This is a genomic window from Paraburkholderia sp. BR10872, assembly GCF_040965835.1.
In the GTDB taxonomy this organism is placed as follows: Bacteria; Pseudomonadota; Gammaproteobacteria; order Burkholderiales; family Burkholderiaceae; genus Paraburkholderia; species Paraburkholderia nodosa_A.
The window spans coordinates 138657-162429 of sequence record NZ_JBFRCN010000008.1 but is presented as its reverse complement, the minus strand read 5'-3'; the positions used below and the strand labels follow the sequence as shown (position 1 = coordinate 162429).

The 23773-nt window shown below is 63.0% G+C and carries 25 protein-coding genes; 7 read left to right on the top strand and 18 right to left on the bottom strand.

Translation table 11 applies throughout. The features are described 5' to 3' along the window. Positions 1 to 4 precede the first annotated feature (4 nt). Complete coding sequence (locus AB4Y43_RS09515) at positions 5 to 646, bottom strand: hypothetical protein (protein ID WP_368727669.1); 642 nt, start codon at positions 644 to 646, stop codon at positions 5 to 7. Positions 647 to 660: 14 nt separating this feature from the next. Beyond that, positions 661 to 2055, bottom strand: a complete 1395-nt coding sequence (locus tag AB4Y43_RS09510; protein ID WP_368727668.1) for a selenium-binding family protein — start codon at positions 2053 to 2055, stop codon at positions 661 to 663. Between the two features lie 250 nt (positions 2056 to 2305). Between AB4Y43_RS09510 and AB4Y43_RS09505 the strand changes: the two genes are divergently transcribed. Then, positions 2306 to 2641: a DUF4148 domain-containing protein gene (locus tag AB4Y43_RS09505; RefSeq protein WP_368727667.1), complete on the top strand. Its 336-nt coding sequence runs from the start codon at positions 2306 to 2308 to the stop codon at positions 2639 to 2641. A gap of 129 nt (positions 2642 to 2770) precedes the next feature. On the opposite strand, the gene AB4Y43_RS09500 is transcribed toward AB4Y43_RS09505, so the two are convergent. Continuing rightward, complete coding sequence (locus AB4Y43_RS09500; protein WP_368727666.1) at positions 2771 to 2938, bottom strand: hypothetical protein; 168 nt, start codon at positions 2936 to 2938, stop codon at positions 2771 to 2773. A gap of 773 nt (positions 2939 to 3711) precedes the next feature. Here AB4Y43_RS09500 and AB4Y43_RS09495 point away from each other — a divergent pair. Beyond that, on the top strand, positions 3712 to 4281 hold the full coding sequence (locus AB4Y43_RS09495; protein ID WP_368727665.1) for a hypothetical protein: 570 nt from the start codon (positions 3712 to 3714) through the stop codon (positions 4279 to 4281). Here AB4Y43_RS09495 and AB4Y43_RS09490 read toward each other — a convergent pair. From AB4Y43_RS09490 to AB4Y43_RS09435, 12 genes are all read right to left on the bottom strand, one after another. Next, positions 4254 to 5051, bottom strand: a complete 798-nt coding sequence (locus AB4Y43_RS09490; RefSeq protein ID WP_368727664.1) for an acyl-homoserine-lactone synthase — start codon at positions 5049 to 5051, stop codon at positions 4254 to 4256. The genes AB4Y43_RS09495 and AB4Y43_RS09490 overlap by 28 nt on opposite strands. Before the next feature lie 201 nt (positions 5052 to 5252). After that, entirely contained in the window at positions 5253 to 6041 is a 789-nt protein-coding gene (locus AB4Y43_RS09485) for a LuxR family transcriptional regulator (protein ID WP_368727663.1), read from the bottom strand. A gap of 357 nt (positions 6042 to 6398) precedes the next feature. After that, positions 6399 to 7325, bottom strand: coding sequence for a 3-oxoacyl-ACP synthase (locus AB4Y43_RS09480; RefSeq protein ID WP_368727662.1), 927 nt, complete (start codon positions 7323 to 7325; stop codon positions 6399 to 6401). Next, a complete protein-coding gene (locus AB4Y43_RS09475; protein ID WP_368727661.1) occupies positions 7322 to 8383 on the bottom strand; it encodes a 3-oxoacyl-ACP synthase in 1062 nt (353 codons plus the stop codon). The genes AB4Y43_RS09480 and AB4Y43_RS09475 overlap by 4 nt, the downstream gene beginning before the upstream one ends. After that, the gene (locus tag AB4Y43_RS09470) at positions 8380 to 8988 is read right to left on the bottom strand and encodes a GNAT family N-acetyltransferase (RefSeq protein ID WP_368727660.1); all 609 of its coding nucleotides are present in this window, start codon (positions 8986 to 8988) and stop codon (positions 8380 to 8382) included. Before AB4Y43_RS09470 ends, AB4Y43_RS09475 begins: the two co-directional genes overlap by 4 nt. Continuing rightward, complete coding sequence (locus AB4Y43_RS09465; protein ID WP_368727659.1) at positions 8985 to 10097, bottom strand: acyl-CoA dehydrogenase family protein; 1113 nt, start codon at positions 10095 to 10097, stop codon at positions 8985 to 8987. The genes AB4Y43_RS09470 and AB4Y43_RS09465 overlap by 4 nt, the downstream gene beginning before the upstream one ends. Positions 10098 to 10121: 24 nt before the next feature. Further along, positions 10122 to 11339, bottom strand: a complete 1218-nt coding sequence (locus AB4Y43_RS09460; RefSeq protein ID WP_368727658.1) for a pyridoxal-dependent decarboxylase, exosortase A system-associated — start codon at positions 11337 to 11339, stop codon at positions 10122 to 10124. Continuing rightward, entirely contained in the window at positions 11336 to 12949 is a 1614-nt protein-coding gene (locus tag AB4Y43_RS09455; protein ID WP_368727657.1) for an acyl-CoA ligase (AMP-forming), exosortase A system-associated, read from the bottom strand. The genes AB4Y43_RS09460 and AB4Y43_RS09455 overlap by 4 nt, the downstream gene beginning before the upstream one ends. Positions 12950 to 12974: 25 nt before the next feature. Then, positions 12975 to 13922 (bottom strand): 3-oxoacyl-[acyl-carrier-protein] synthase III C-terminal domain-containing protein, encoded by a 948-nt coding sequence (locus AB4Y43_RS09450; RefSeq protein ID WP_368727656.1) that lies wholly within the window; start codon positions 13920 to 13922, stop codon positions 12975 to 12977. Further along, a complete protein-coding gene (locus tag AB4Y43_RS09445; protein WP_368727655.1) occupies positions 13919 to 14815 on the bottom strand; it encodes a 3-oxoacyl-[acyl-carrier-protein] synthase III C-terminal domain-containing protein in 897 nt (298 codons plus the stop codon). The genes AB4Y43_RS09450 and AB4Y43_RS09445 overlap by 4 nt, the downstream gene beginning before the upstream one ends. Before the next feature lie 118 nt (positions 14816 to 14933). Further along, positions 14934 to 15215 carry an acyl carrier protein gene (locus AB4Y43_RS09440; RefSeq protein WP_368727654.1) on the bottom strand — a complete coding sequence of 94 codons (282 nt, stop codon included), beginning with the start codon at positions 15213 to 15215 and terminating at the stop codon, positions 14934 to 14936. Then, positions 15202 to 16539: an acyl-CoA dehydrogenase family protein gene (locus AB4Y43_RS09435; RefSeq protein ID WP_368727653.1), complete on the bottom strand. Its 1338-nt coding sequence runs from the start codon at positions 16537 to 16539 to the stop codon at positions 15202 to 15204. Before AB4Y43_RS09435 ends, AB4Y43_RS09440 begins: the two co-directional genes overlap by 14 nt. Before the next feature lie 242 nt (positions 16540 to 16781). Here AB4Y43_RS09435 and AB4Y43_RS09430 point away from each other — a divergent pair, with 242 nt between their 5' ends. Then, a complete protein-coding gene (locus tag AB4Y43_RS09430) occupies positions 16782 to 17618 on the top strand; it encodes a FadR/GntR family transcriptional regulator (RefSeq protein WP_368727652.1) in 837 nt (278 codons plus the stop codon). A gap of 55 nt (positions 17619 to 17673) precedes the next feature. Here the strand turns inward: AB4Y43_RS09430 and AB4Y43_RS09425 are convergent, their stop codons facing one another. The 3 genes from AB4Y43_RS09425 to AB4Y43_RS09415 all read right to left on the bottom strand — a co-directional run bounded on the left by AB4Y43_RS09425 (position 17674) and on the right by AB4Y43_RS09415 (position 20190). Further along, positions 17674 to 19098: an amidase family protein gene (locus tag AB4Y43_RS09425; protein ID WP_368727651.1), complete on the bottom strand. Its 1425-nt coding sequence runs from the start codon at positions 19096 to 19098 to the stop codon at positions 17674 to 17676. A 345-nt stretch (positions 19099 to 19443) separates the two neighbouring features. Further along, positions 19444 to 19773, bottom strand: a complete 330-nt coding sequence (locus AB4Y43_RS09420) for a helix-turn-helix domain-containing protein (protein WP_368727650.1) — start codon at positions 19771 to 19773, stop codon at positions 19444 to 19446. Positions 19774 to 19830: 57 nt separating this feature from the next. Further along, entirely contained in the window at positions 19831 to 20190 is a 360-nt protein-coding gene (locus AB4Y43_RS09415) for a helix-turn-helix transcriptional regulator (protein WP_368727649.1), read from the bottom strand. A gap of 166 nt (positions 20191 to 20356) precedes the next feature. Here AB4Y43_RS09415 and urtB point away from each other — a divergent pair, with 166 nt between their 5' ends. The 4 genes from urtB to AB4Y43_RS09395 are packed head-to-tail and all read left to right on the top strand — an operon-like array spanning position 20357 to position 23772. Next, positions 20357 to 21232, top strand: coding sequence for an urea ABC transporter permease subunit UrtB (gene urtB, locus AB4Y43_RS09410; RefSeq protein ID WP_368727648.1), 876 nt, complete (start codon positions 20357 to 20359; stop codon positions 21230 to 21232). Between the two features lie 5 nt (positions 21233 to 21237). Further along, positions 21238 to 22311, top strand: a complete 1074-nt coding sequence (locus AB4Y43_RS09405; protein ID WP_368727647.1) for a branched-chain amino acid ABC transporter permease — start codon at positions 21238 to 21240, stop codon at positions 22309 to 22311. Continuing rightward, the gene (locus AB4Y43_RS09400) at positions 22311 to 23045 is read left to right on the top strand and encodes an ABC transporter ATP-binding protein (RefSeq protein ID WP_368727646.1); all 735 of its coding nucleotides are present in this window, start codon (positions 22311 to 22313) and stop codon (positions 23043 to 23045) included. Before AB4Y43_RS09405 ends, AB4Y43_RS09400 begins: the two co-directional genes overlap by 1 nt. Continuing rightward, positions 23032 to 23772, top strand: coding sequence for an ABC transporter ATP-binding protein (locus AB4Y43_RS09395; protein WP_368727645.1), 741 nt, complete (start codon positions 23032 to 23034; stop codon positions 23770 to 23772). The genes AB4Y43_RS09400 and AB4Y43_RS09395 overlap by 14 nt, the downstream gene beginning before the upstream one ends. Position 23773: the final 1 nt, after the last annotated feature.

The following is a 23773-nucleotide window of genomic DNA, read 5'->3' as shown; positions in this document are numbered from 1 at the left end:
CGGCTCACGCCGTTGCGATCAGCAATGTGCCCGTTGCCACGAGCGCGCCGCGCCAGAGCCAGTCGAAGTTGATCCAGCCTCGCCGCAGCACGCCGAGACCGAGATACTCGTAGGCGAGCAGCGCGATGACGGCCGTGGTGGCGAGCGTCGTGGCGGTATGCAGCGCGGTGAACGCGAACGACAGCGCAAGCGGGTTCGCAAGGCCCGCTGCGCCGGCCGCTCCACCGCACAGCGGCAGCATGGCGGGCATCAGCATGAGCCCCGCGCCGTGCAACGTGGCCATCAACGCAGACCACGCCGCGAGCCCGGCAAAGCCCACGGTCATCCCCACGCGCACGCGGTGCCGGTGCCCGTACGCGTACTGCCACGCGGCCCACGCGACCAGCAGCGCGCCCAGGCACGCGTGCAGCGCCGCGCCGGGCAGATGCGCGCCGAGCGCCGCGGTGGAACTCGTGAACTGCAGAATGGACGCGGCGTGACCGAGCGCGATGGGCGGCAAGGCGAGCAGCAGCGCCGTTCGGCTCCCGCGCTGCAGCCCGAGCGCGGTCGCGAAGAGCCAGCCCATCGCCGGATTCACGCCGTGAAAGACGCCGCTGCCCACCACGGCTGCCCAGGCGCCCCAGTGCGCGCCGAAGACCTCCTCCATATCGTGCTCCGCGCTTATGGGTAGCAGTACGAATCGGATGAGCAGTCGCCGCCTTCGAGCCGGATCTGGTGCGGCCGGTGCGACTTCGGCCATTCGACGAAGAAGCGCTCGTCGAATTCGAGGCCGCCTTCGGGTGCGGCGTCCAGCTTCACCATCCAGCCGTCGATGCCTTCGGGATAGAACTGCGCGTCGATCGCGCCATAAAGCGAGTTGCTGAAATAGACGCGCCGGCCGTCGCGGCTCACTTCGACCATTTGCGGGCCGCCGTTCAGCGCGCGCTCGGGCGCAAACGGATGCGCCGCGCGCGCGGCGATGCCGCCGATACGCACGCAACCCGTCAGGCGCGCGTTCTCAGGGTCCGACACATCGTATTGGCGCAAATCGCCCGTTCCCCAGCACGCCGCGTAGAGGAAGCGGTCGTCGAGCGAGAGCGCGATATCGGTGACGAGCGGCGGCACCGCTGCAAATCCCTTGAGCATGGGCGGCAGATGCTCGGGATCGGCCGGCTCGGCCGGAATTTCGATGATCTTGCGTGCGGCCCACTGGTCGCCGTCGAGATACCACTGCCAGATCGAGGCCGAGAGGTCCTTCAGACTGATCACGGAGTTCACGAAACCGTAGGGGCGCGTGGGATTGTGCGCGGGGCGCAGCTCGAACACGAGCTGGTTTTCCGCGCCGAAGTCGAGCACCTGCTTGTGCTGGCGCGTATGCAGATCCCAGAAGTGCAGGCGATGGCCATACTGGCCGCCGAGCAGGACCTCGGGCACGAGGCCGTTTTCGAAAGTCGCGGGCAGTCCCCACTCGCTCGTCACGAGCGTGTCGTAGCCGAGGTGCCACCAGCCGTCGTAGGCGAGCTGCTGCGGGCCGCGGTCGATCTCCCACTGGCCGAGAATATCGAAGCTCTCGTGGTCCATCAGGAAGACGCCGCCGGGCGCCTCGCCTTGCGCGTTCGAAAGCGACGTCACATAAATGCCATCCGGCCCGCAATGCACGGTGTGCGGGCGCGTGTAGCCCGCGCGCTGCGCGACGCTCTCGGGCTCGTGCACGCGCGCGATATGCGGGCGGCGCGCGTCAGGCTTGGTGTCGACAATATGAATGCGCGAGGAGCGCAGACCGGGCACGATGAGATAGCGGCGCTCGGTATGCGCGTGGGGGGCGTTGGGGCACAGGCACGAACTGCAGGCATTCCAGCCGAAATGGTGGAGCTCGTCGCCGACGTTGGGCATTGCCAGCCGATGCACGATGCGCCCGAAATCCGGCGAGCGGGGGTCCAGATCGACCACGTCGAGCGAATCGGGCACGCTGCGCGTGGGGTCGAAGCTGGCGACGTATGCCAGTGTCTCCGCTGGGGCTTCGCCTGCCATGCGCGCAGACGGGTAGAAGGTCGGGTCCGGTTGCCACGTCGCCATTGCTGCCCCCTCATCGAAGATTCGGAAGAGCCCCTATCATGCATCAGAGTGGCACAGTGCGTTGCATACGTGTTCCATATTCCATCCGGATAGAAGCTTATGCATTGGAGCAGTGAAAACCGATTAGGTGCGCTGCGGGAATAGTAAATTCGCTTTTGCAGCATTTATTCGCGACGCCAACGTTCCTAGACTTGTACTCAACGGATGCAGACAAGCCGCTGCGCCGATTTCAAGTTACTGGAGGTTAGTCATGAGAACGCTTATCAAGGCCGTTGCGATCGCTGCGGTGCTTGCAGTGCCGGCCATTTCATTTGCACAGTCGCAAGGCACCAATGGTCCTGTGACGCGTGCGCAGGTGCGTAGTGAGCTGAAGCAGCTCGAAGCCGCGGGTTATCGTCCCTCGGTGAACGACCTGTATTACCCCGCGGATCTGCAACAAGCCCAGGCGCGAGTGAACGCACAAAACGGTGGGGCCGTTGCGCACGCAACCGGCTATGGCCCGGCCACCAGCGGCTCTTCGGAAAGCGGTGCACGTACCGACGGCGCGGTTAGCAGCTATTCGCCGCCGGTATATAACGCGCACTGAGTTTTAGGGCGGCAGGAAGCCGATTCATACCGCATGAAGATAATCAGCCCGCGACGGCACGAAAGCGCCGTCGCGGGCTGATTCATTTGCTGCCTGCTTACACGGCGCACATATCGGCCGCTTTTCGTTTTAGTCGTGCGGCGCCCCACGCTCGCCAATCCACTTGCGTGTCGACTCGAGGATCTCATTCGATAGCACGGGATCGTCGCACAGCCGCGCAAGCACGACCGCGCCCACCATCGCGGCCCAGCCGCCAATGGCCGCCTGACGCGCGGCTGCCGCATCGTTTGAGTTCATCCCCGCACTGAAGCGCTCGATCTGCAGAGCGTCAAAAGGTGACCTCGACGCCAAACGCATGTGAGATTTCAATCAAGCCCGGTGGGGCGGGCAGCGGCTTCGAATGTGACACGATATCGGCTCCTGATGACTGTTGCAGCGTGAATTCGCGACGCCCGGTGCAGAGGGTCAATCGACCGGTGATCTCAAAACACATCGGACCGGCCTCACGACCCAGTGGAAGCCCCCGATGGTTCTCGCCAAAATGCCTTGGATTTTCAAAGATAAAACGATTGGGTGGAAACGGATATGGGCGGCAGTGTGACGTTAGCTCACGGTGACGGCATGTCGCCGCCCACTCAACGTCCCCGCGATCAAGCAGGGCTGCAATAGGCAGCGTAAGAGCCGCAGCTTCCTGTGGGTCATCTGCAGTTTGTGGGCAGACGCATCAATCGCGGCGATTCCAGTCATCCCTCGCATCGATCTCATTGACGTATTGCCATGACAACATGGCTGCCTACGTCGCTTGTGTTCTGTGAGCCGCGGATGAATTTTCCCGCGAGCATTCCTCGCGCAACCCATGCGTGTCCCGACATGACACACCCTGCTTCATTTCGCAGTTGATATTTCGTCTGGGAAAAACGAAAAAAGAGACGTGGTTCAACTCCGAGAAATTTTGCCGCGGCTAGCGGTCACGATTGAGCTGCGGGGGAGAATCACCCGGTGGCTTCCTCGTCGCGCGGCATCGCCGGAAGACATGGAGCCGGATTGATACACCAATTGAGGCAGGGAACATGATGAAAGAACCCGATCCATCGACGCTGGCCAGCGTGAAGAGCGCTGCCGTGACGCCATCTCACCTGGCTGCTCCCGATCTGCGATTGCAGCGTGCCGAAACCGAAGTCCGTCGGCTGACCCGATGTATGGAGACAAAGGACCGGCAGCTCGGCGAGCTACGCAAGGCACTTGCGCATTCGGCGACCGTGCACTATTCGGTTGAGGATCGCCTGCAGCGCGAACTGGATTGCCTGCGGATCATGATGCCGGCTGAAGTGTTCCGGATGCCGTCTGGCGAGTCCGGTAGCGAGCGATCAGACCATGGCATCGCAGTGCGACTGCCGTATGTGACGTCAACACTGTCAGTCCTCTTCGATGCAATGTGCATGTTCTGGGCAGACTGCGATCACGATCATCCGCCGAAGTCAGCGACTGTCGCGCACGCGATCGATGAGCGCCTGGGATTGAGTTCACAACCGAATGGAGAGGCGTCACGCAGTGCTCAGGCATATGCGTCGGCGATCCGACCGGACTGGATGAAGGAGACCGACAACCGGCATCATTGTCGGCCAGCAGCGCCGCGTTGATGCAAGGATCCAGTCATCTGGATTGAAGCTTGCGTGCGCGCTGTACGGTTGTCGCAAACTGCGATAAGCGCTTCGTCCGTGACGTGTACAGAGCCCGCGCGCGCTTCAGGGCCATCTGGATGACCCGGGACGCCAGCCTCAGGGAGCGGGAACTGTCCGAAGCGGGTGATTGAGTTCTGCAGCGTGCCAGGATTGCACTGGAGTTTCTCAAAGGTAGCAGAATCCAGATCGATTGCACACGCAACGATGCCGGCATGGCCAGGCGACGCTCCTGTGCCGATATTGTGCAGTTCGAGGCCGTAGCGGCGGTACAGGCGCGCAACGGCGTGCGAGACGACGCCGATCACCCGCGTTGCGCCGAAGGAGTGGGCGAGCGAGATCGCGAAGGGGAACAACGACATGCCTGAGGTCGAGCCGGTGCGGTGGTCCGGCAGCCCGGATCCGGCAAATCGCGACATCTCCCATATCGAAGTTGACGATGGCAGGGTATCGCCCGGGTGTGCAAGTTCCGGGAAGACGTCACGGAGCAGATAGGGTCCTGTTGTGGGCATCAGTCGGGCACATCCACAGACCTCGCCGTGTGGCGACAATGCGACCAGATGGACCGTAGCGTTTCCGTCGAATTTATCCCACTCGCTCGTGGCGTCGTGGGCCACGCCAGGTATTTCCCAGTGCAGTCGCTGGACGAAGACACGGTAGCGGAAGGTTCCGAGGCGGCGACTGATATGTGGTGGCAGGTCGTCGAGTCTGCCCGCAACGATATATGGCATGGTTTCCTCCTTGCGTAGGGCTGTGGACGTTGAGCGTTGACGCGAAGCTATCAGCGAGTCAGCGATCCGCAAACCCGGAACATTGGGAGGGTGCAGGGGCTGGCATGCGGGCAGCCACCCGGGCGGGCATGCGCAGTTGTCCTCGCCGCGTGTGCGCGGTGAGGCGCGGTAAGCGTGGTTGTGCCAGGGGAAAAGGAGAATTCAGGGTTCCACGAGGCCCTGCACGGCCGCGTTGACGGCAGCGGCCGTCCTGCAGTTGCAGTTGAGGGCCTTCATCGCCTCTTCGATGTGATAGTTCACGGTGTAGTGAGAAATGCCAAGAATGGACGCGATTTCAGACGAGGTCTTTCCGCGCGCAACCCAGGTCAGACATTCGCGCTGACGCGGTGTCAGGAAGTGCGATGCCTTTCTTGAAGGTTTTCGCGTGAGTCGATGCAGTTCGAAGTGAAACTGCGTGCTGGCAAGGTAAGCCAGCCGTGAGTTAGCCGCGTCGTTGACGCAATGCAGAGGACCCGAGAGATTGAACAGCAGAATGCTGCCGCCGGGCTGGTGGACGGGAATGCTGAGTCCGCCGCCCAGTCCAGCCTCTCGTGCTTCGTCGAGCACACGGCGCTCAGCCTTGCTCAGGCCAATGATGTCGTGCCAGCGGTAGGGCGCCGAGTGGGTAAAGGCGGCCCGGTGAACGGGATCAGTGGATGCGTAGTCGAGGCGCTGGTAGTGACGGACCCATTCGTCGGGGTAGTGAGCGCAGACCATCTCGAATGCGGTTCGCTGGTGACAGGCTGAACGGCTTCGGGCAATGCGGCTGATTACGTAGTAAGGGAATCCGAGCGTATCGACCGTATTGCCGAAAGAATGGACGAGGGTGGGTACGTCGGCGGCATATGCAAAGTGCATCAATGGTGCCGGCGTGCCACCCTGCACGCGATCAGGCGTTACGACTGAATGGCGCGCAACCCCGTTCGAACGACGTCGAGACAGACGTTTCATGTTTGCTACCTCGGCGCCGCCCCACAAAGTCCGGAACGCCAGGTGCCCCTTGAGAAGGGAACCCGCGCGCAACGATAGCGCGGTTCATGCGACACGCATTTCCGGGAGGGAGGGGCCAGTCAGAGGTCCGCATACGATTGCCGGGATGCGGCATCCGGCACGGCTAACCGTGTGGTATCTGCAAATGTTGCCGTTAACCGTTTCGTACATATTATAGATGGCCGGTGAAAAGTTCCATGGGTAGTGATGCCGATCGTGAACGGCGCTTCGGTTCATGGTGATCGTGCCGCGTTGCGTCGGGGCCAGCAGTTACGTGCTAGGTTCGCCGTCGCCCTCACAGTCGCACTCACAGTGACCTTAGCGGCACAGCAGTGCTGCTGCACAAAACCCGCCGATTCCCCGTGCAAAGAGCAGGAACGGCCTGCCGGGAATCAACCCACCGCACTGCGCGAGATTGATGAACGCATCGCTGACGGTGACGTGGCCGATCCGGGAAAAATTCTCCGCGAACAACCGGTTCCGCGGGATCTGAAGCGAATCGAGCAGTCGGTGCCACGCAGGCAGATCCAGATGGTGGGGCAGGATGCGCTGGACATCGTCCAGTGACCCGTGCGCTTGCCGGGTTGCATGCCTGATCAGGTTGCGTGCGGAAAAGAAGGACTGCGCGGCCAGGCGAGGATCGTTATTTGCCAGAGTGCCTCGCCATCCCTGGCCACTGGCGTGTGTCGCGATCGCGAGCAGGCGGTTCACGGCGACGCCGCGCTCGACGAATGCAGCAAAGGCGCCATCACCCAGAATCCCCTCGGCCTGCATTAACCTTTCTGATTCGATTGGCATCGCATCGGCGCCAGCAAGCAGGACCCGCTTCATATGCGGCCGGGCGATGAACATCGCGCGGATGATGCGCAGTGCGCCGAGGGCGGATGCACAGTGCTGTTGCGCGAACGAGAAGGCTTCGGCGTTCGCGAAACCGAACCGGTCACAGAGCAGGCCGGGCAGGGATTGTGGTGGCGGCGCAATGCTGCCCTGAAACGTGTGCACGTAGACGAGGCCGTCCACGGTGTGTGGCGGGGCACCGGAGGCGAGCAGGAGCCGCTCGATCGCACTGGCAGCGAGCCCGATTGCGGTCTGCCCATCCGCGTTGCGGAAGTAGCGCATCCCAGCCTGCTCCAGGTTCAGCACGGTAGTGGTCTTCTGCCGGGTCCGCCTGGCCCAGCTCCGGATGTCGTCGAGGCGATCGGGAAGATGATAGGCGACGTGCGGTATGCCGAGATCGGGGATCATGAAGCGGTCCGGATGTCGTCGTGCTGATAGAGGGAGGGTGTGCCGTGCGCCTCCAGCAGCGCAGTGCCGACAAAGCCGCCCATTCCGTAGCCCCACAGCAATACGCGATGTGTCCGGCAATAGTCGGCGCGGCCCAACTCCTGTGCAAGGCGTACGATAGATTCGGCGGCGCCAAGATGAACGCAATCCTGATGTGGTGCTTCGGTGCACGGCCTGTCGAGCAGCTCGCATACTGCAGCGGTGAGCGATGAACTTCCCGGGTGCCCCACAACCGCGCCGATTGCATCGCGGTGAAGGCCGTGTCGCGCGAGGAGGCAATCGATCATCGATCGCAAGGTGAATGTTCGCGCATCGGCGGCTCCTGCTGCAGGACGCCTGATGCCAGCGGGAACGTGTCGGGCTGCGGCGTCGAGCAGCTGCAAGCCGCCTGTTCCGTGGTGGGTTCTCTCAACGAGGAGCGCACCGGCAGCATCTCCGTGCACGATGTCAGGTCCGCATATTCTGGAAAACGGTGGGCACCACTTTTCCGCCGCGACGATCAGTATCGTGTGCACGTCCGGCTCAGCGACGAGGAGGTCGGCCGCAAGGCGCAACGCCGTCAGGGCTGTCACGCCGTGCTGCTGGGAGACCGAAAATGGAAAGCACGGTGTGCCGATTTCCGCGCGCAGCCGTCCGGCAATCGTGGTCGAAACGTGTTGATCCAGACTGCTGTGGCAGAACATCACGACGTCGACCGGGCGTGCGTCCTGCGCACGTGTGGCACAGATCGCCTTCGCCACTTTTGCTGCGAGCCCGGAAAGGTCGGTGCCGGTTTCGACCGGTACCATACAGGACATGTTCGGTGCTGCCAGACCGGAACCGGCGAGGCGTGAACCACCGGCTTTCTCACTCGGGCATGCCTCCAGCCAGTGCCCGTACCCGGAATGCCAGGACCTCACCCAGGCATCCCAGCCGGCATGCCCGCTTGCACGCAGTGCTGACTCCATCGCCATCCACTGCGAAAGCGGTATCGCGTCTGGCACCCACGCCGCAATGGCGGTGATGACTGGCGCGTTCATGCATCACCTCCGGCTGGGATGGGGCCATTGGCGAGATCGGCAGGCAGCAGATCATAGAGGACGCGCCCAAACCGTGAACCACGCACGATGTGGCAATTCCGCTGCAGCCCGATCGCGCGAAAGCCGATCCGCTCGAGCAGGCGCCGCGAGCGCACGTTGCACTCCACGGCCCACGCCGTGATGCAGTGCAACCGGTGCGTGTCGAACGTCTCGCGCAGCAGCCCGATCGAGGCGAGAAACGTCATGTCGCGGCAGGCGGCCCGCCGGCTGTCCCGGAGTACCCAGAACGACGCTGTGCCAAAGGCATGTGCCAGATCGCTGACTGCCACAAGGCCACTTGCCACTTCATGGCCGGCCGGCCCGAACACTCGCAGGCGGTGCCGGTCACTTTGCATCATGAGCCGCACGGCCAGCACGGGAAGCGTCTGACGGCCCTGCCCAAAATCGAACCACTGGTTGATTTCCGGTTCGGCGAGCCAGGTTGCGACGTCATCCACATCGTTGCTGTCAGGTTCACGAAGCCAGCATGCACTGAAGTTTCCATCGCTCGGGTCGGAGCATTGGGTTCCCTGCGCGGGTGCTTGCGCCTGCACGTCGTGGCTCACCTGGAAACTCCTGCTGGCAAATGGCCTGAGCCAGATGCAGTGAACGTGCGTAGCGCGGCCTCGACCTTCATCAACAGCACCGCAAACCAGTGCATCGTCTGGAACCGTGCTGCCGGTGGCAGACCCTCGATGAAACCGTGGCCGCCGCAAAGCTGCACAAGCTCTCGTACAACATCCATTGCTTCAGCGCACACGTGACGGGCCATCTGCGACACCAACGCGATCTGCGCGTGTGTATCCTGCATTGTCACGGACCGCAGAAAGAGGTGGATGGTGTGCGCAGACACGAGCATGTCGGCGAGCCTGGCAGCGACAAGCTGATGGGCGACGATCGGCTTGCGAAACGTTTGTCGGGTCACGCTGTAAGTAAGGGCGAAGTTCACACTCTGCTGCACGGCGCCGGAAAGCAGCGTAGAGAGGTAGATTGCGGTGTTGATGAGCCACTGTCCTGCCAGATCACCGCCCTGGTTCACGCCCGGAGGCGCCACCAGGATCGGGGTATCACGTCCAGGCGGGGCTGTGTATCGCTCGATGGATAGCGCGCCAAGTACGGCAACAGGCGCAACCCCATGGCTATCCTGCCCTGCAGGCACCGTTGCGAGGACGAGCCGCGGACCTTTGTCGTCCATACGGATCGTCATGACCGGCGAGACGGGATGCTGACGCAGTACCCAGAGGCTCGACGCATCGACGTCAGGGATACCCAGTGCGATCGATATCGTGCCGTCAAGGTAATGCTGGATATCCCGATGAGGTAGCCGATCCAACGCATTGGCGTCGCGCAGCGTCATCAGCGCGGGGCTGCTAAGGGTGAGCTCGGCGGCGCGCTCCAGCGGACCGGCTGCGAACTGTTCAATGACGAGCGACAGGTCGTGCTGGCTGACTCCCATGCCGCCCATCTCCTGCGGCAGGATCATGGTCGCGAGGTCGAGCGTCGCAGCGAACCTGAGCGTTTCGTTCCACAGGGCAGGGTTTGGCTGTTGGTTGAGCAGGGGTTCGAGGCGTTCGTGCGCAAACTGTCGTGCGGCCGCACGTAACCCGGACTGATCGTCGCCGAGTGCCCACGACGTGGGCGTGAGACCCGCTGCGATGGATTCACGGGATGGCATGATGTTTCTCCGGATGTCGTAGCGTCATACGAGCATTTCGACGGGCTCGGGATGACTCAGGAAATGCAGCGGACTCGCTGAGCGCCCATACGCGCCCGATTGTTTCACCACGACGAAATCGCCGATGTGGGCTTCGGGAAGTTCAATGTCGTCCGCCAGACGGTCGAGCGGTGTGCAAAGGCAGCCCACTACGTGGCAGCGTTCGTGTGTGGCACCATCGGCACCGTCGGGTCGATTTCCGATGACGACCGGAAAGTTACGGCGAAGGATCTGGCCGAAGTTGCCGGAGGCGGCGAGGTGATGGTGCAGCCCGCCATCCGTGATGACGAATGTTTTGCCGCGCGAGATCTTGCGATCGATCACGCGGCACACGTAGATGCCCGCCTCCCCGACCAGGTAGCGCCCGAGTTCCAGGACAGGCGTGATTCCCGGCAGACGGTCGTACAGCCGTGGCAGCCAGTCGTGCATCGCCTCGCAGACTGCCTTGATATCGAGCGGTGTTTCGCCTGGGAAGTAAGGGATGCCAAAGCCGCCACCAAGGTTGACGAACCGCAGTGGTTTCGTCAACCCGCCCGCCAGCCGCAGGACGAGCTCAACGCTGTGTCGCTGGGCCTCGATGACCGTTGCTGCATGCAGACACTGCGAGCCCCAGAAGATGTGAAAGCCGGCGAGTGCGACTTCCCGCGCTTCGAGTTCATGCAGCAGCGCCGGCACCTGGTCCACATCGACGCCGAATGGCGCAGCACCGCCGCCCATGCGCATGCCGCTCTGTCCGACCTGGAAGTCGGGGTTGACGCGGATGGCGACGCTAGGCTGCACGCCGAGCTCCCAGCCGAGTGCGGTGACGAGCCGCAACTGGGTTTCCGATTCCACGTGCACGTTCACTCCGCAGGCGACGGCGCGCCGCAGGTCGTCGTGAGACTTGCCTGGCCCGGCAAAGCCGATTGCAGCCGGGTTGGCGTCGGCATCGAGCGCGAGGGCCATCTCCTGTGCCGAGGCGACATCGAAACCGTCGACCCGCGCGGCGAGGTACTGAACCACGGCGGGCATCGGATTTGCCTTGATCGAATAGTGCAGGCATATGCCGGAGGGCAGCAGGTTGCGCAGTTCCCGGATGCGCGCAGCGATCGCGGAGCGCTCGTACGCAAAAAAAGGTGTGCACCCGGCGCGATCAGCCAGCTGTCTCACGTCCACGCCACCGAACTGCAACCCGGGAGGCCGTCGAATGAAAGTCAGGCTCACGATGCTTTCTCCCCTGAACGGCGTGCGAGCGAGGCAAATCCAGACACGGCAACCCTGTTGCGCAGCGCCACCCGGTCAAATTTGCCGTTGGGATTGCGTGGAATCTCTGGACAACTGATGATTTCTCGCGGAACCATGTAACGTGGCAGGCGCTGCACGCACCAGTTGCGCAGGTCATCGATATCGGAGTCACCGGCCAGCACGACGAGCAGCGCAACCGCTTCGCCAAGCGCATCATCGGGGATACCCAGCGCGAGTGCTTCGACGACCATGCCGCTTGCGTGAGCCGTTTCCTCGATTTCCTCCGGACTGATCCGGTAGCCGGAACTCTTGATCTGGGCGTCGTTGCGGGCGATGAAGTAGAGAAAACCTTCGCTATCGCGTCGCACGAGGTCGCCAGACCAGACCGCCGTATCACGCGGCGCGCCGCCCGGCTTCACTTCGGGCGAAGGGCGATAGCGTTGCGCAGTCCGTGTGGCGTCATTCCAGTAGCCGAGTGTGACGGATGCGCCGACGTGTACCAGCTCACCGGGTTCGTCGGGCGTGCAAGGCGTACCATCCTCACGGACTACCAGGATCCGCGCATTGGGCACAGCCTTGCCGATCGAGTCAGGCCGCTGGTCGACCTGTGCGGGATCGAGCCAGGTGGAGCGGAATGCCTCGGTCAGCCCGTACATCAGGTACGGCATGGCACGGGGGAACAGTGTCCTGAGCTTCTGCAGCACGGGCAACGGGAGGTGACCGCCAGTGTTCGCGAAGTAGCGCACTATATTGCGCGGCCCGTCGGGCCACGTCGCGCCCGCGAGTTGCATCCACAGTGGTGGTACACCGGTGATTGCTGTGATGCTTTCGCGCTCGCATGCGAGAACGGCGTCCTGCGCAGTGAGGTAGTTCAGCAGGACCGCGGTCGCGCCAGCGGACCAGGCCGAGGTGAGCTGGCTCAGGCCCGCATCGAAGCTGAGTGGGAGAAGTGCAAGGATGCGGTCGGATGGCGTGTGACGCAGATACTCCGCGACGCTCCAGGCACCCTCAAGCAGGTTCCGGTGACTGAGCATCACGCCCTTGGGCAGCCCTGTCGAGCCGGAGGTATAGAGAAGGGCGGCAAGGTCAGTGTCAATGCACGGCGTGGACGATGCCGGAATCGAGGCGTTGCCGGGCGCGATGTTGTGATCCGGCCAGTGATGCAGCTTGAGCGTTCCTGTGCCGCAGAAGGCTGGTTCCGGCTCGTCTGTCACGATCAGCTCGGAGACTGGCGCAAGGCCTTCCGCAGCCTGCGAGCGGGCGCGCAATGCGGAGGTCACGAGACACCGCGCGCCGCTGTCGCGTAGCACGTGTGCCACCTGGTTCGGTTTCAGTAGCGGATTGACCGGGACGAACACGCAGCCCGCTGCGCAGGCACCGAGCATCGAGACGACGGTCTCGATTCGCTTGTCGAGAAAGATCGCAACGCGTTCGCCCGGAGCGACGCCGAGTGAGGACAAGGCCCACCCGAACGCACGGCTGCGTTGCAGCAATTCGAGATAGGACAGACGGCTGTCACCGCATACGAGCGCCTGCGCATCAGGTGTGCGGCGCGCTGCGGACTGCACAAGGTCAAGGAGGTTTCTCATGGGCGGATTGCGACGAGGTTGAGGGTCAATGGCGGATCACCATCGCGCCAAAGCAGCCGGCAAGTCCGCTGGAAAACAGCAGGGAGTGTGAGCCGGGTTGCGCGCGCGGCGCAGTGTGGAAGTTGATGAACGGATCGGCGCCGAACACGTGGCCGAGGCGCGCGAAATTTGCCGTGAAAAGTCGCTCCTGCGGCACGGACAGCATGGTCATGAGACGTTGCCAACCGGAGAGGTTCACGTGGTGAGGCAGCACATGGGCGAGTTCATTGGCCGTGACGCCTGCCTGCCGCAGTGCTGCACGCATCGTCGTGAATGCCGACCAGTAGTAGCGGTCATCCGGCACGGGCTGCAAGTCGTCGTCTGTGCCGCGAAAGTAACGGCCGTCCGTATGGAGGTGTAGCCCCACGATGGCGTTGCAGCCGGCGCCGCGCTCGAGCAGGATTGCGCATGCTCCGTCGCTATGCAGCGCGAGGTCCTCGATAGCGCGTAAAGGGTCACAGCCGGAGCCCATCACGTCCGCGCAGACGACGATTGCCCGATGGATGGGTCGACCTGAGACGGTGAGCACGCGAAGTACGCGGATCGCTGCCATCGGCGAGACACAGTTCTGCTGCATCACCGAGAACGCGAGCGCATGGTCCAGTCCCATGCGGGACTGGATGAATGCCGCAGTACCCGCGGGCGGTGCCAGGACGCTGCTCTGGACGGTATGGGTGTAGACGAGCGCATCGATGCTTGCCGGCGTTGTACTGGTGTCCTCGAGCAGGGCAGAAACCGCCTCACACGCGAAAGTGACGGGCGATGCCGACGCAGCGTCGTGAAACTGCTGCACACCGTTGCGCAGCAGCGCGCTCGCGCGTGCCTCGGGAAATCCGCAGCGGCAGGCCCAGGTATGTGCATCGATCGTCCGCGCGGGCAGGCTGAACGCGATGCCGGACAGCGAGAGCACGGAAGGGGTTGCCGGCTCGATCATGACTGGCTCGCGCGGTATTGGAGGATCGCGCAGCCGGCCTGTCCCTGAATGCCGGCCGACCACAGCAGGATGTGCTGTCCATCTGACGGAGCGGCCGACCGCAGCAGTGCGTCAAGCTGTGCTGGCGTGTCGGCGGCACACAGATATCCGGTCTCATCATGGTCCGGGTACCACATCGGCCTGGCTGAGAGCCGGGCCTGCGCGCTGATCCTGCGTGCCAGCGTCACGTCGATGCGCGGGGGCACGGTCCAGTCGATTACCCCGGGTGTCACGCCTGCCTGCATACACGTCTGCCCGATGAGCTCGACCACAAGCGTTTCATCGACACAGGCATTGTGGGGTGCCACGGGAGCCGAAGGCGTCCGGACGTTGACCGCGAGCACATCCCAAGCGGGACGGACGCGACGCCTGACCAGTACGGCAGCCGCACCGTCAGCCAATCCGGTTAGCGATCCGGCCAGGCGGGAAAAGGGCGGCAACCAGCGTTCGGCGCCAACGATCAGTGCACAGCGCAAGTGATCGTCGCTGTCCATCATGTCGGACACCATCCGCAGCGCAAGAAAGAAGGAAACGCCCTGCAGCTGTCCAACCGCGAACGGCGCGCCCGTCGAACCCAGTTCGCCATGCAACCGACCCGCACACGAGAGCGCGAGGTCCTGCTCGAAACTTGTCGCACAGACGATGACCTGGTCCGGCGCGACGTTGTGCCTGTCTGGACACTGTCCGACAGCTTCGCTGGCGACGATGGATGCCATTTCCGAGAGGAGCAGGTGCGGCTCGCTCGCGACATGCAGCGGCATGGCGGTGCGCGCCGTCTCCGACAAGTGTGCGACGGGCCCTGGATCTGTCACCTCGCGGCTCCAGCGCAGCGTATCGGCATACACCGATCGCATGACGGTTTCCCGCGCGGAGGAATGTGTGGCCGGCTGCTGCAATGCTAAGTCGGGCCGCACGCGCGTGTGTGGGACGTACCGTGCCGTGGCCACGATGCATGCCTGCGCGCGGACGCGGTCAGTTGCGGCGGACATGGGATTCCACGAAGGAGACGAGGTTGCCGAAACGCAGGAAGAGGTCGGCAGAGAGGTCCTCCGGCGCGAGCGTGAAGGAGAAACGCTGCTCGAGCTGTAGAAGCAGGTCTGTCATGTTCATGGAATCGACACCAACATCGAAGAGGTTCGTGTCGTCCGCGATCAGGTCCGCAGCCATGGTGCTGCCGATAGCCGACAGCAGGCATGACCGGATGGTGGCTGCGATTTCCTCGCGCCCGGGACCGTGCGTGTTATGCGTCGTCATGGGGAGTCTCCTGCCCGGATCGGTGGGCGGTGGCCATGTCAGGCGATAAGCCAGTTTGTGATTCAGGCGATAAATCAGGCGCGGCGGGGCAGTCGCAAGGCACGTCCGTGATGTCCCAGGGACGAGCCGTTGACCGCTGCGCTGCCCGCGTGATCATGAGCCGCTGCAGATCGCCGGTACCTTCCATGATGTCGAACGCCCTGGCGTCCCGGTAACCCTGCTCAAGTGACGGACAGGCTGCGATGCCGTCGATGCCGGCGAGATCCATTGCAGCGCGCGTCACCCGCGCGGCGACGCGCGAGGCAAACGCCTTGGTCATGGATGAATCCAGCGAGGTTGCAATGCCACGATCCGCTTTCCACGCCGTGCAGTGACAGAGCAGCCATGCGGCCGCGATCTGGCGGTCGATGTCGAGCAGGGACATTTCCACGCTCGCCACGTCGTGATGCCTGTTCGGGGGCGTGCCGCCTGCATCGAGCCAGGCGGCGAGGTCCGCGCGCACCCGCCGGCAGGTGCCGACCATGACTGCGGAAAGCAGTGGCCTGAAGTAGTCCCAGGAGCGTTGTGCGCCCGCGAATGCGTCGTCGAGCGGCTTTTCGTCGCCACGGGCAAGCAGTGCGTCGTCGGCTACCTCGCAGTCCGTGTAGGACAGCACGGCAAGCTGCGTGGCGCGCAAGCCTGCCATCCGCTCGATGCGCGATACGGCGAATCCCGGCGTATTGCAGTCCACTATGAACGCGCGGATACCGTAGCGGCCCATCTGCCGCTTGATCGTCGCAAACGTGATCACGCACTCGGCGCGCGCGCCGTTCGTGATGAAGCATTTTGTGCCGTTCAGGACCCAGCCGCGGCCTGCCTTGCGTGCACTGGTACGCATGGCGGTCGCGTCGGAACCACAGTCCGGTTCGGTGATGGCGAAGGCGCCCCAGCGCGGTGCGCCCGACTGGAATCGCTGGAAGAACCGGGCCTGCTGTTGCGTCGAGGCGAGCGCAACAACAGGTGGCATGGCGAGCCCCGGGCCCGGCAGCGCAAGGGCGAGGCTTGCATCGGCTTCCCCGAGGTAGGCCATCAGCGTTGCGCGCGCCAGGAGGGACTGCAGGGCCGGGCAGCCGCCATGCCGGGTCGGCACGAGATTCATGTTCAGGGCTTTGACGTCGTCTGCACGCCAGGGCGGACCGACGATCTGGCCGGTCGCATCCGATTCGAGGCTGACGGTGCGCATACGCCTGGCGAGCCCTTCGAGGTCGAGTCCGCGATCTGCGAGCGCTGCGCCGATATCGTCGACGGTGTAAGTCTGCTGCGAAGTCTGCTCGAGCCGCGTCATCATGCATTCTCCCCAGACGGGCGCATTTGCGCCCGGGATCGACATTCACGCCAACCCATCGGTGACTTTCGCGTGTCGTCTGGCAATGAGCGTAGGCAATTGGATTGGGCGTCGTCACCTCAGAACATTCGGAGGGTGTTGTATCGGGGTGGGTTCACGGGGTTGTCGTCGCGATGACGCGACGCGAATGGCCGATAATGACGTCCAGACCGAACGATGAAGGCCAACTACGGGTGGGACGTATGGCAGCGCGAAAACAGACGACAGAAAGAAAACCATTGCTTCAGCCAGACAACAAGGGACCGCGCACGACCAAGCGTGGGGATCAGGTGGCGGAGCTCATCAAGAGCCGGATTACCGATGGAAGGCTGCGACCCGGGATGCGATTGAACAAGGAGGCCGAGCTGCAGGAAATATTCAATGTCAGCCGCGGCTCGATACGCGACGCGCTCAAGGCCCTGGAGGTGCAGGGCCTCGTGCGGCTGAGCACGGGGCCGGACGGGGGAGCCACGATCACCCGCATACCCCTTGCTCGCGCTTTCCAGTCGCTGCAGAACTATCTGTTTTTCGAGAGCATCAGTCTGGAGGACATCTACGCCGTGCGGCGCGTCCTTGAGCCGCTGTTGGCAGCAGGAGCGGTGGAGCACCTGACGGAGGCGGATCTGGACGCACTCGAGCGCAGTGTGGAAGTGTGTGAGCCGTTCGCCGCGAGCCATGAACGCGCGCTTGATCAGCGCCATGAGGACATCCGCTTTCATGACGTCCTGGCTGCCGCCAATCCCAACGCGTTCCTTCGGTGCATGTGTCAGATCATCAACCAGATGCTGCATAGCCTGGTGATCGTGGCGGGCAACGTGACGCAGGATGATTACCAGGCGTTTGGCCGGCAGACTGTCGCTGCTCACCGTGCGATCCTGGATGCAGCAAGGCGACGCGATGCAGGGGCCGTGGAGCAGCTCATGACGGCGCACATGGAAGAGGCGGAAGCGCAGCTTCGGAAAGTGCATGCCGCTTTGCGGCAAAAGCTGGTCTTGGACTCAGATCTTGGTCTGCACGCCGGCAAGAAGCGCGGTTCGTGACTTAGTGTCCTGTCCCGGGTTCTGCGGGGCTGGATGTCGGTCGTGACGGGTAGCGTCACTGCGTTTCGCGGCCAGCAATGGACGAGGAAAGCGCGCGAGCCAGCTCAGCTAATGGAGCGCGCCCCAGGGCGTGTTCGAGGATGTGGCTGGCCCAGAGCACAAGCGCATCCGCATGACGGCCGCCAATGATCTGGATGCTGACTGGTAGTCCTTCCACAGTCTCACCGGCATAGACGCTTGCTGCGGGAAGCCCTAGCTGATTGCACCATGCGGTGAAGTGGGGAAAGAGTTCCTTGCTCGCTGTGACCTCCGCGAGAGGCATGGCCACGCGTGGATACACCGGGCAGATAACAAGGTCGTACCGCTCGAAGAACGTGTTGATGGTGGCGCCCAGTTCGCCTCTCTCGATCAGTGCCCCCAGCAATGCCTCGCGTGATATTGCGGCACCGGCATCAGAGTATGCCTGCAATGACGGATCGAGCGTTGCGACGTCGTTAGGCATGCCTCCGGTGAGTTGCCGGCAGCATGCCTGCCAGAGGGTGGCGTGGATCGCGTTACAGCGAGCGATACCCGGCGGATCTTCCGGATGGACCCTGGCACCAAGGCCACGGAAGGCGTCGGCGGCGCGCATGACTGCGTTGCTGACGGCGGTTTCGGGAGTGACAGCGAGCCCTAGGGATGGGCTGCACGCTATGCGAACACCTTCTGGTGCTGGCTTGCATTTCAGACCGAGTTCATAGTCACTGGCGTCGAAGGGTAACGCGTACCAGTCGCGACAGTCGGGGCGACTGATGACGGTCAGGATGCGGGCCGCATCTGCCACGCAGCGGGTTATCGGACCAACATGACTGAGTAACCCGAACGGCCCGCGGGGTGCATGCGGGACACGACCGAAGCTCGGCTTGAAGCCGAACGTGCCGGTGAAGGCTGCTGGAATCCGGATTGACCCGCCGCCGTCAGTGCCAATTGCCGCCGGCGCCATGCCGAGGCAGACCGCCGCTGCGGCGCCGCCGCTGCTACCGCCCGGGGTCCGTTGCGTGTCCCAAGGGTTGCGCGTGACGCCGGTCAGGGGGCTGTCAGTCACGATCTTGTGAGCGAAATCGGGAAGCGTGGTCTTGCCAAAGCAGATGGCGCCTGACTCGCGAAGCCTCGCGACGCACGGACTGTCGAGGGGCGCCGGGTTTTCGTCGGTGGCACGTGAGCCGTATCGTGTGGCAAGTCCGTAGACCGCGATGTTGTCCTTGACGCTGATTGGTACGCCGTCCAGAGGCCCGAGCGGTTTCCCGTGTTGCCATCGTGTTTCGGATGCGCGTGCCATGTAGAGTGCGTCCGCTGCTATCTGGCGGAATGCATTCACGGTGGGGTCGAGCTGTTCTATGCGCAGGAGCACGGCCTGCATGACTTCCACGGGGGAGGTGCTCCTCGTCTTGTAAAGAGCGTAAAGCTCCTGTGCAGTCAGATCGCAGATATCGCTGCTCATCTTGTCTCCATATTAATCATCATAAATAAAACCATAGATGTGACTCTTGCGAGTGTCAAGAATCGACGGAGAATTTTTGGGGATTAGGGTAAACGAGCGACCTGTTGACGTTGACATGCTGATACTGTCGACGTAAGTTTATGATGATTAATGCGAATGCGAACACGCTGCGACGAAGCATTAGTCTCAGCTCAGCACGTGACGCGAGTTTGACGGACATCGTGGCGTGTCGGCACGATGCTTTCCGTATGTGGTGTCGTTCGGTCTGCCCGCAGGTTGCGGTGCGTGCAGCGCGCCAGTTGTGGCGCTGTCTGCAGTTGGCTCTGAGACTCAGGAAATCTTAGTCTATTCCTGGGCGAGTTTCTCTGCGCTGGCGAGGAGGGATTTCTTCTTTTCCTTGCTGAGCCTGCCAGCAATAGCCAGCAGGTTCGCGAGTAGGTCGTCGTCCTCGTAGAGGAAGCCCGTGGGGACGAGGAGCGCCCGCGCCAGACGCTGGCTGGTCTGTATCGCGGGAGTGTGTTTGCCCTTTTCGTACTGGTTGACGCGGGCGCTGGCTGAGAATTCGTCAATACCCGCCTGGATGCCGAGCTGTTCCTGAGTTAAGCCCGAGCGCAGTCGTGCCTGTTTCAGGCGTCGGGGGAATACGGCATCAGACGTGGGTGTGTCGCGCGACATCCGGGAAGTGTCCCGGATTCGCTCAGGGATTTTACTAAGTAATTCTTAGTCGAAAGACTAAATATTACTTGGTTTCTTGCCCTTGGAGAATGCTGGTTGAGTCAGGGTCTCGGCGTTGGCGAGGAGAATCTTTTTCTTTGCCCGCGTCAGCCGGGCCGCAGTTGCGAGAAGGGTGGCAAGCAGATCGTCCTCCTCGTAGAGGAACGAAGTCGGGACGTGTAGTGCTTTCGCCAGACGTTGTCCCATCAGGAGGTGGGGCAGGTGCTTGCCTCTTTCGTACTGGTTGATGCGGGCACTGGCCGTGAACTCGTCGATGCCTGCACAAATGCCGAGCTGCTCTTGGGTCAGGCCTGAGCGTACCCGTGCCTCTTTCAGGCGTTTGGCAAAAACAGAGGATGTCGTGTGCTTGTCCGGCATCCGTTGAGTCTCTTGGAATTGCTTGCCATTTTTACTAAGAGTTTCTTAGTCTTCTTTCTAAGAAACTCTTCACTTTGAGGAGTGGGGGAACTGAAATGTGGCTCGTTTGCAGATTGAACGGACGGGGGCGAGAGCTCCGCAGACATGAAGCCGGGGAGTTGCTCGTATGACGACGATTCTCAACATTCTGAGTAGCGTGAGCGTCTTGATGCTCGTGGCGCTTGGGCTTGCGATCGTGTTCGGCATGATGGACATCGTGAACCTTGCACATGCCGAGTGGGTCACGATCGGCGCATACGCGCTGGCTGTCGCGCAGACGGTAGGCGGGCGGGATGCATTCTGGCTTGCGTTGCTGGTGGCTCCGGCTGTCGGGGCGCTCCTTGGATGGTGTCTCGAGCGCTTCATCATCCGGCTGCTTTACGACCGGCCGCTGGACACGCTACTAGCGACCTATGCGGTCAGTCTGATCGTGCAGAAGGCCCTGGAACTCATCTTCGGCACCCAGCCAATGCTCGTGTACGCACCGTTCGACGGAGCGATACCGGTCCCCGGCGGTAGCTATCCCGCCTACCGGATCTTCGTGATTGCCGTTGCGTTGACGGTCACGGCAGGGTGCTGGCTGCTCTTCGCCCGTACGCGCTTCGGCATGCAACTGCGTGCCGTCATCCAGCACCCGTCTATGGCCGAAGCCACAGGTATCGACACCCGCCGCCTGAACCGCATCGCATTCTGTGGTGGTGCGGCGCTCGCCTCGCTTGCCGGCGTGCTCGTCGCGCCGATGGTTTCGGTGGAGTCGCATCTGGGCGTCGCCTATCTCGCGAAGGCGTTCTTCGTGATCGTGCTCGGGGGCATCGGCTCGATCGCGGGAAGCATCCTGGGCAGTGTGGTCATTGGTACCGCCGAAACGCTGCTCGGCTATCGCGTCGATCCTTCCCTGGCGTCGGCAATAGTGCTGGTTCTCTCGATTGTGGTGATCCGGTTCAGGCCGCAAGGGCTGATTCCGGGATTTAGTGCGGCGCATCAGCTTCTCGGTAAAGGATAAAGCGTATGTCTGAAAAACATCCAGGTTCCCTGCGGCCATGGTTCTCACAGCCGCCTTTCGGCCGCAAGGACGTCGCGCCGCTGCTGATGTGGGGCGCAGCGTTGGCAGCCGCGGTGATCGTTCCTTTTGTTGCCAGTCCCTGGCTGCTCTCGACGGTACGCGATGCGCTGGTGATGGGGCTCCTCGCACTGAGCTATGACCTGCTCTGGGGGCGGGCGGGGATACTGACGCTCGGGCACACGACGTTCCTGGGTCTCGGTGCTTATGGATTCGCCATCGCGACCGCACAGTTCGGGCACGCGCCCGTGACAGGGCTTGCTACCGGTGTGTTCTGCGCTGCGGCTGTTGCTGCCGTGGTCGGCTATTTCCTGCTCTTTGCGGGGGTAAGGCTTCACTTCTTCGCCATCATCAGCCTGGCCGTGCTGATCGTCGCACAGCAACTCGCCGTCAGCTGGCAGTCGGTCACAGGAGGAGATACGGGCATCCTGGGTATTCCCGGGCTGTCGTTTGGCGTGGGCAGCCACACATTCGAACTTGGCGGCCCGCGCGCATCCTGGTACGCCGTGGCGACCGTTCTGCTCGCCGCAACCGGTCTGATCTGGCTCGTGTGTCGCAGTCGCTACGGCAAGGTGCTCGATGCGATCGCAACCAATGAATGGCGGGCAAAGGCCTGCGGCTATCACACGTCGTTTCACCTGCTGCTCGTCTTCGTCGTGTCGGCGGTACTTGCGGCCATCGCGGGTGTGCTGATGGCGGCCTGCTCGGGTGTCGTGGCTCCGGACGTGTTCTCGACGCTACTAGCCACGGAAGTCATTCTCTGGGTGGCGATCGGCGGCCGGGGAAGAACCGGTGGTCCCGTCGTCGCCGCTGTCGTTCTGACGCTTCTCAGGCAAACCGTTTCCAGCTACAGCACCGACGGTTGGCCCCTGATCCTGGGTGGCCTGTTTCTCGGCTGTATCCTCTTTATGCCGAACGGACTGCGTCTTCATGGATGGGTGGATGTCGCGCGCCGCGTGGCGCGAATGCCCTGGAGCCGGCCACTGGTTCATCGTGCGGGCCACGCACAGGAGGAACGGTAATGGGCGGCCAGTTTCTCCAGGGTACGGGCCTCGCGCGCGCGTTCGGTGGGATAAGCGCCGTGGCAGGTGTGGACATCGCGATTGCGCCACATGGTCTGCTGTGCGTGATCGGCCCGAACGGTGCGGGCAAGAGCACGCTTGTTGGCCTGCTTTCAGGCGCGATTGCCCCGGGTGCCGGCGAACTGTATCTCAATGGCGAGCGGATGACTGGCCGTCCGATGCACGCGTTCTGCCGCCGCGGTGTCGTGCGCAAGTTCCAGGGCACCAACACCTTTCTGACCATGACCGTGCGGGACAACCTGATGGTGGCCGGTCTGGGCGTGGCGGCGTACCGGAAGTCGGCGATGCCGGATCCCGACGCGGTACTGGAGGAAGTCGGTCTGTCGGGCCAGGCGGGCGTGCTCGCGTCGCATCTGCCGCACGGCGAGCGGCAGTGGCTCGAAATCGGCATGGCGATCATGTGCCAGCCTGCATTGCTGCTCCTCGACGAACCCGCTGCCGGTCTGTCCGCGAATGACGCGCAGCGGCTGGTGCGCCTGATCCACCGGCTACGGGAGCGTTGCGCAGTGCTCGCCATCGAACACGACCTGGGCTTTGTGCAGTCCCTGGCGTGTGAGACATGGGTGATGCACCGGGGAGAGGTGGTTCGACGCGGATCGTATGCGGAGATTGCGGACGACGAGGAGATTCGCCGTATCTATCTGGGGCGGGGGGCGACACATGCTGCGCATTGAAAACCTGTGCGCCGGATACGGCGATGTGGATGTGGTCCACAACCTCACGCTGGACGTTTTGCCGAACGAGGTGGTCGGTGTGCTCGGCTGCAACGGTGCGGGCAAGACGACCCTGGTGAAAGCGGTCATGGGGTTGCTGCCACGTGTGAGCGGAGATGTCACTTTCCTGGGGCAGCCGGTGACGGGCCTGTGCACACACGAGATCGCGCGGCACGGCATCGGTCTCGTGCCTCAGGGGCGCTGGATCTTTCCGAAACTGAGCGTGCGCGAGAACCTGCTGATGGGTACGCTGGCTGCCGGTGGGGCGGACATCCTCGACGAGGTGTTCGATTACTTTCCGGTGCTGAAGTCGCGTCTGTCGCAGCAGGGCGGCACGCTCTCGGGCGGCGAGCAGCAGGTTCTCGCCATCGCACGCGCCCTGTGCGGCCGTCCAAAACTGCTGCTACTCGACGAGCCGTCCGATGGCGTGCAGCCCAACCTGGTCGAACGTATCGGCGAAGTCATCCCGCAACTGTGCCACCGCTCGAAGCTCTCGGTGCTCCTTGTCGAACAGAACCTCGATCTCGTCCTTCAGAGCGCGCGGCGCTGCATCGTGCTCAGTAACGGTCGCCTCGTGCATGCCGGTGCCGTCGAACCGCAGCCGGGTGACAGGGGCGAACACCCGCTCGCGCGCTATCTCTCTCCGGCCGCAGAGCCCGCCGCGGATTTCCCTCAAGACATCCAGTGAA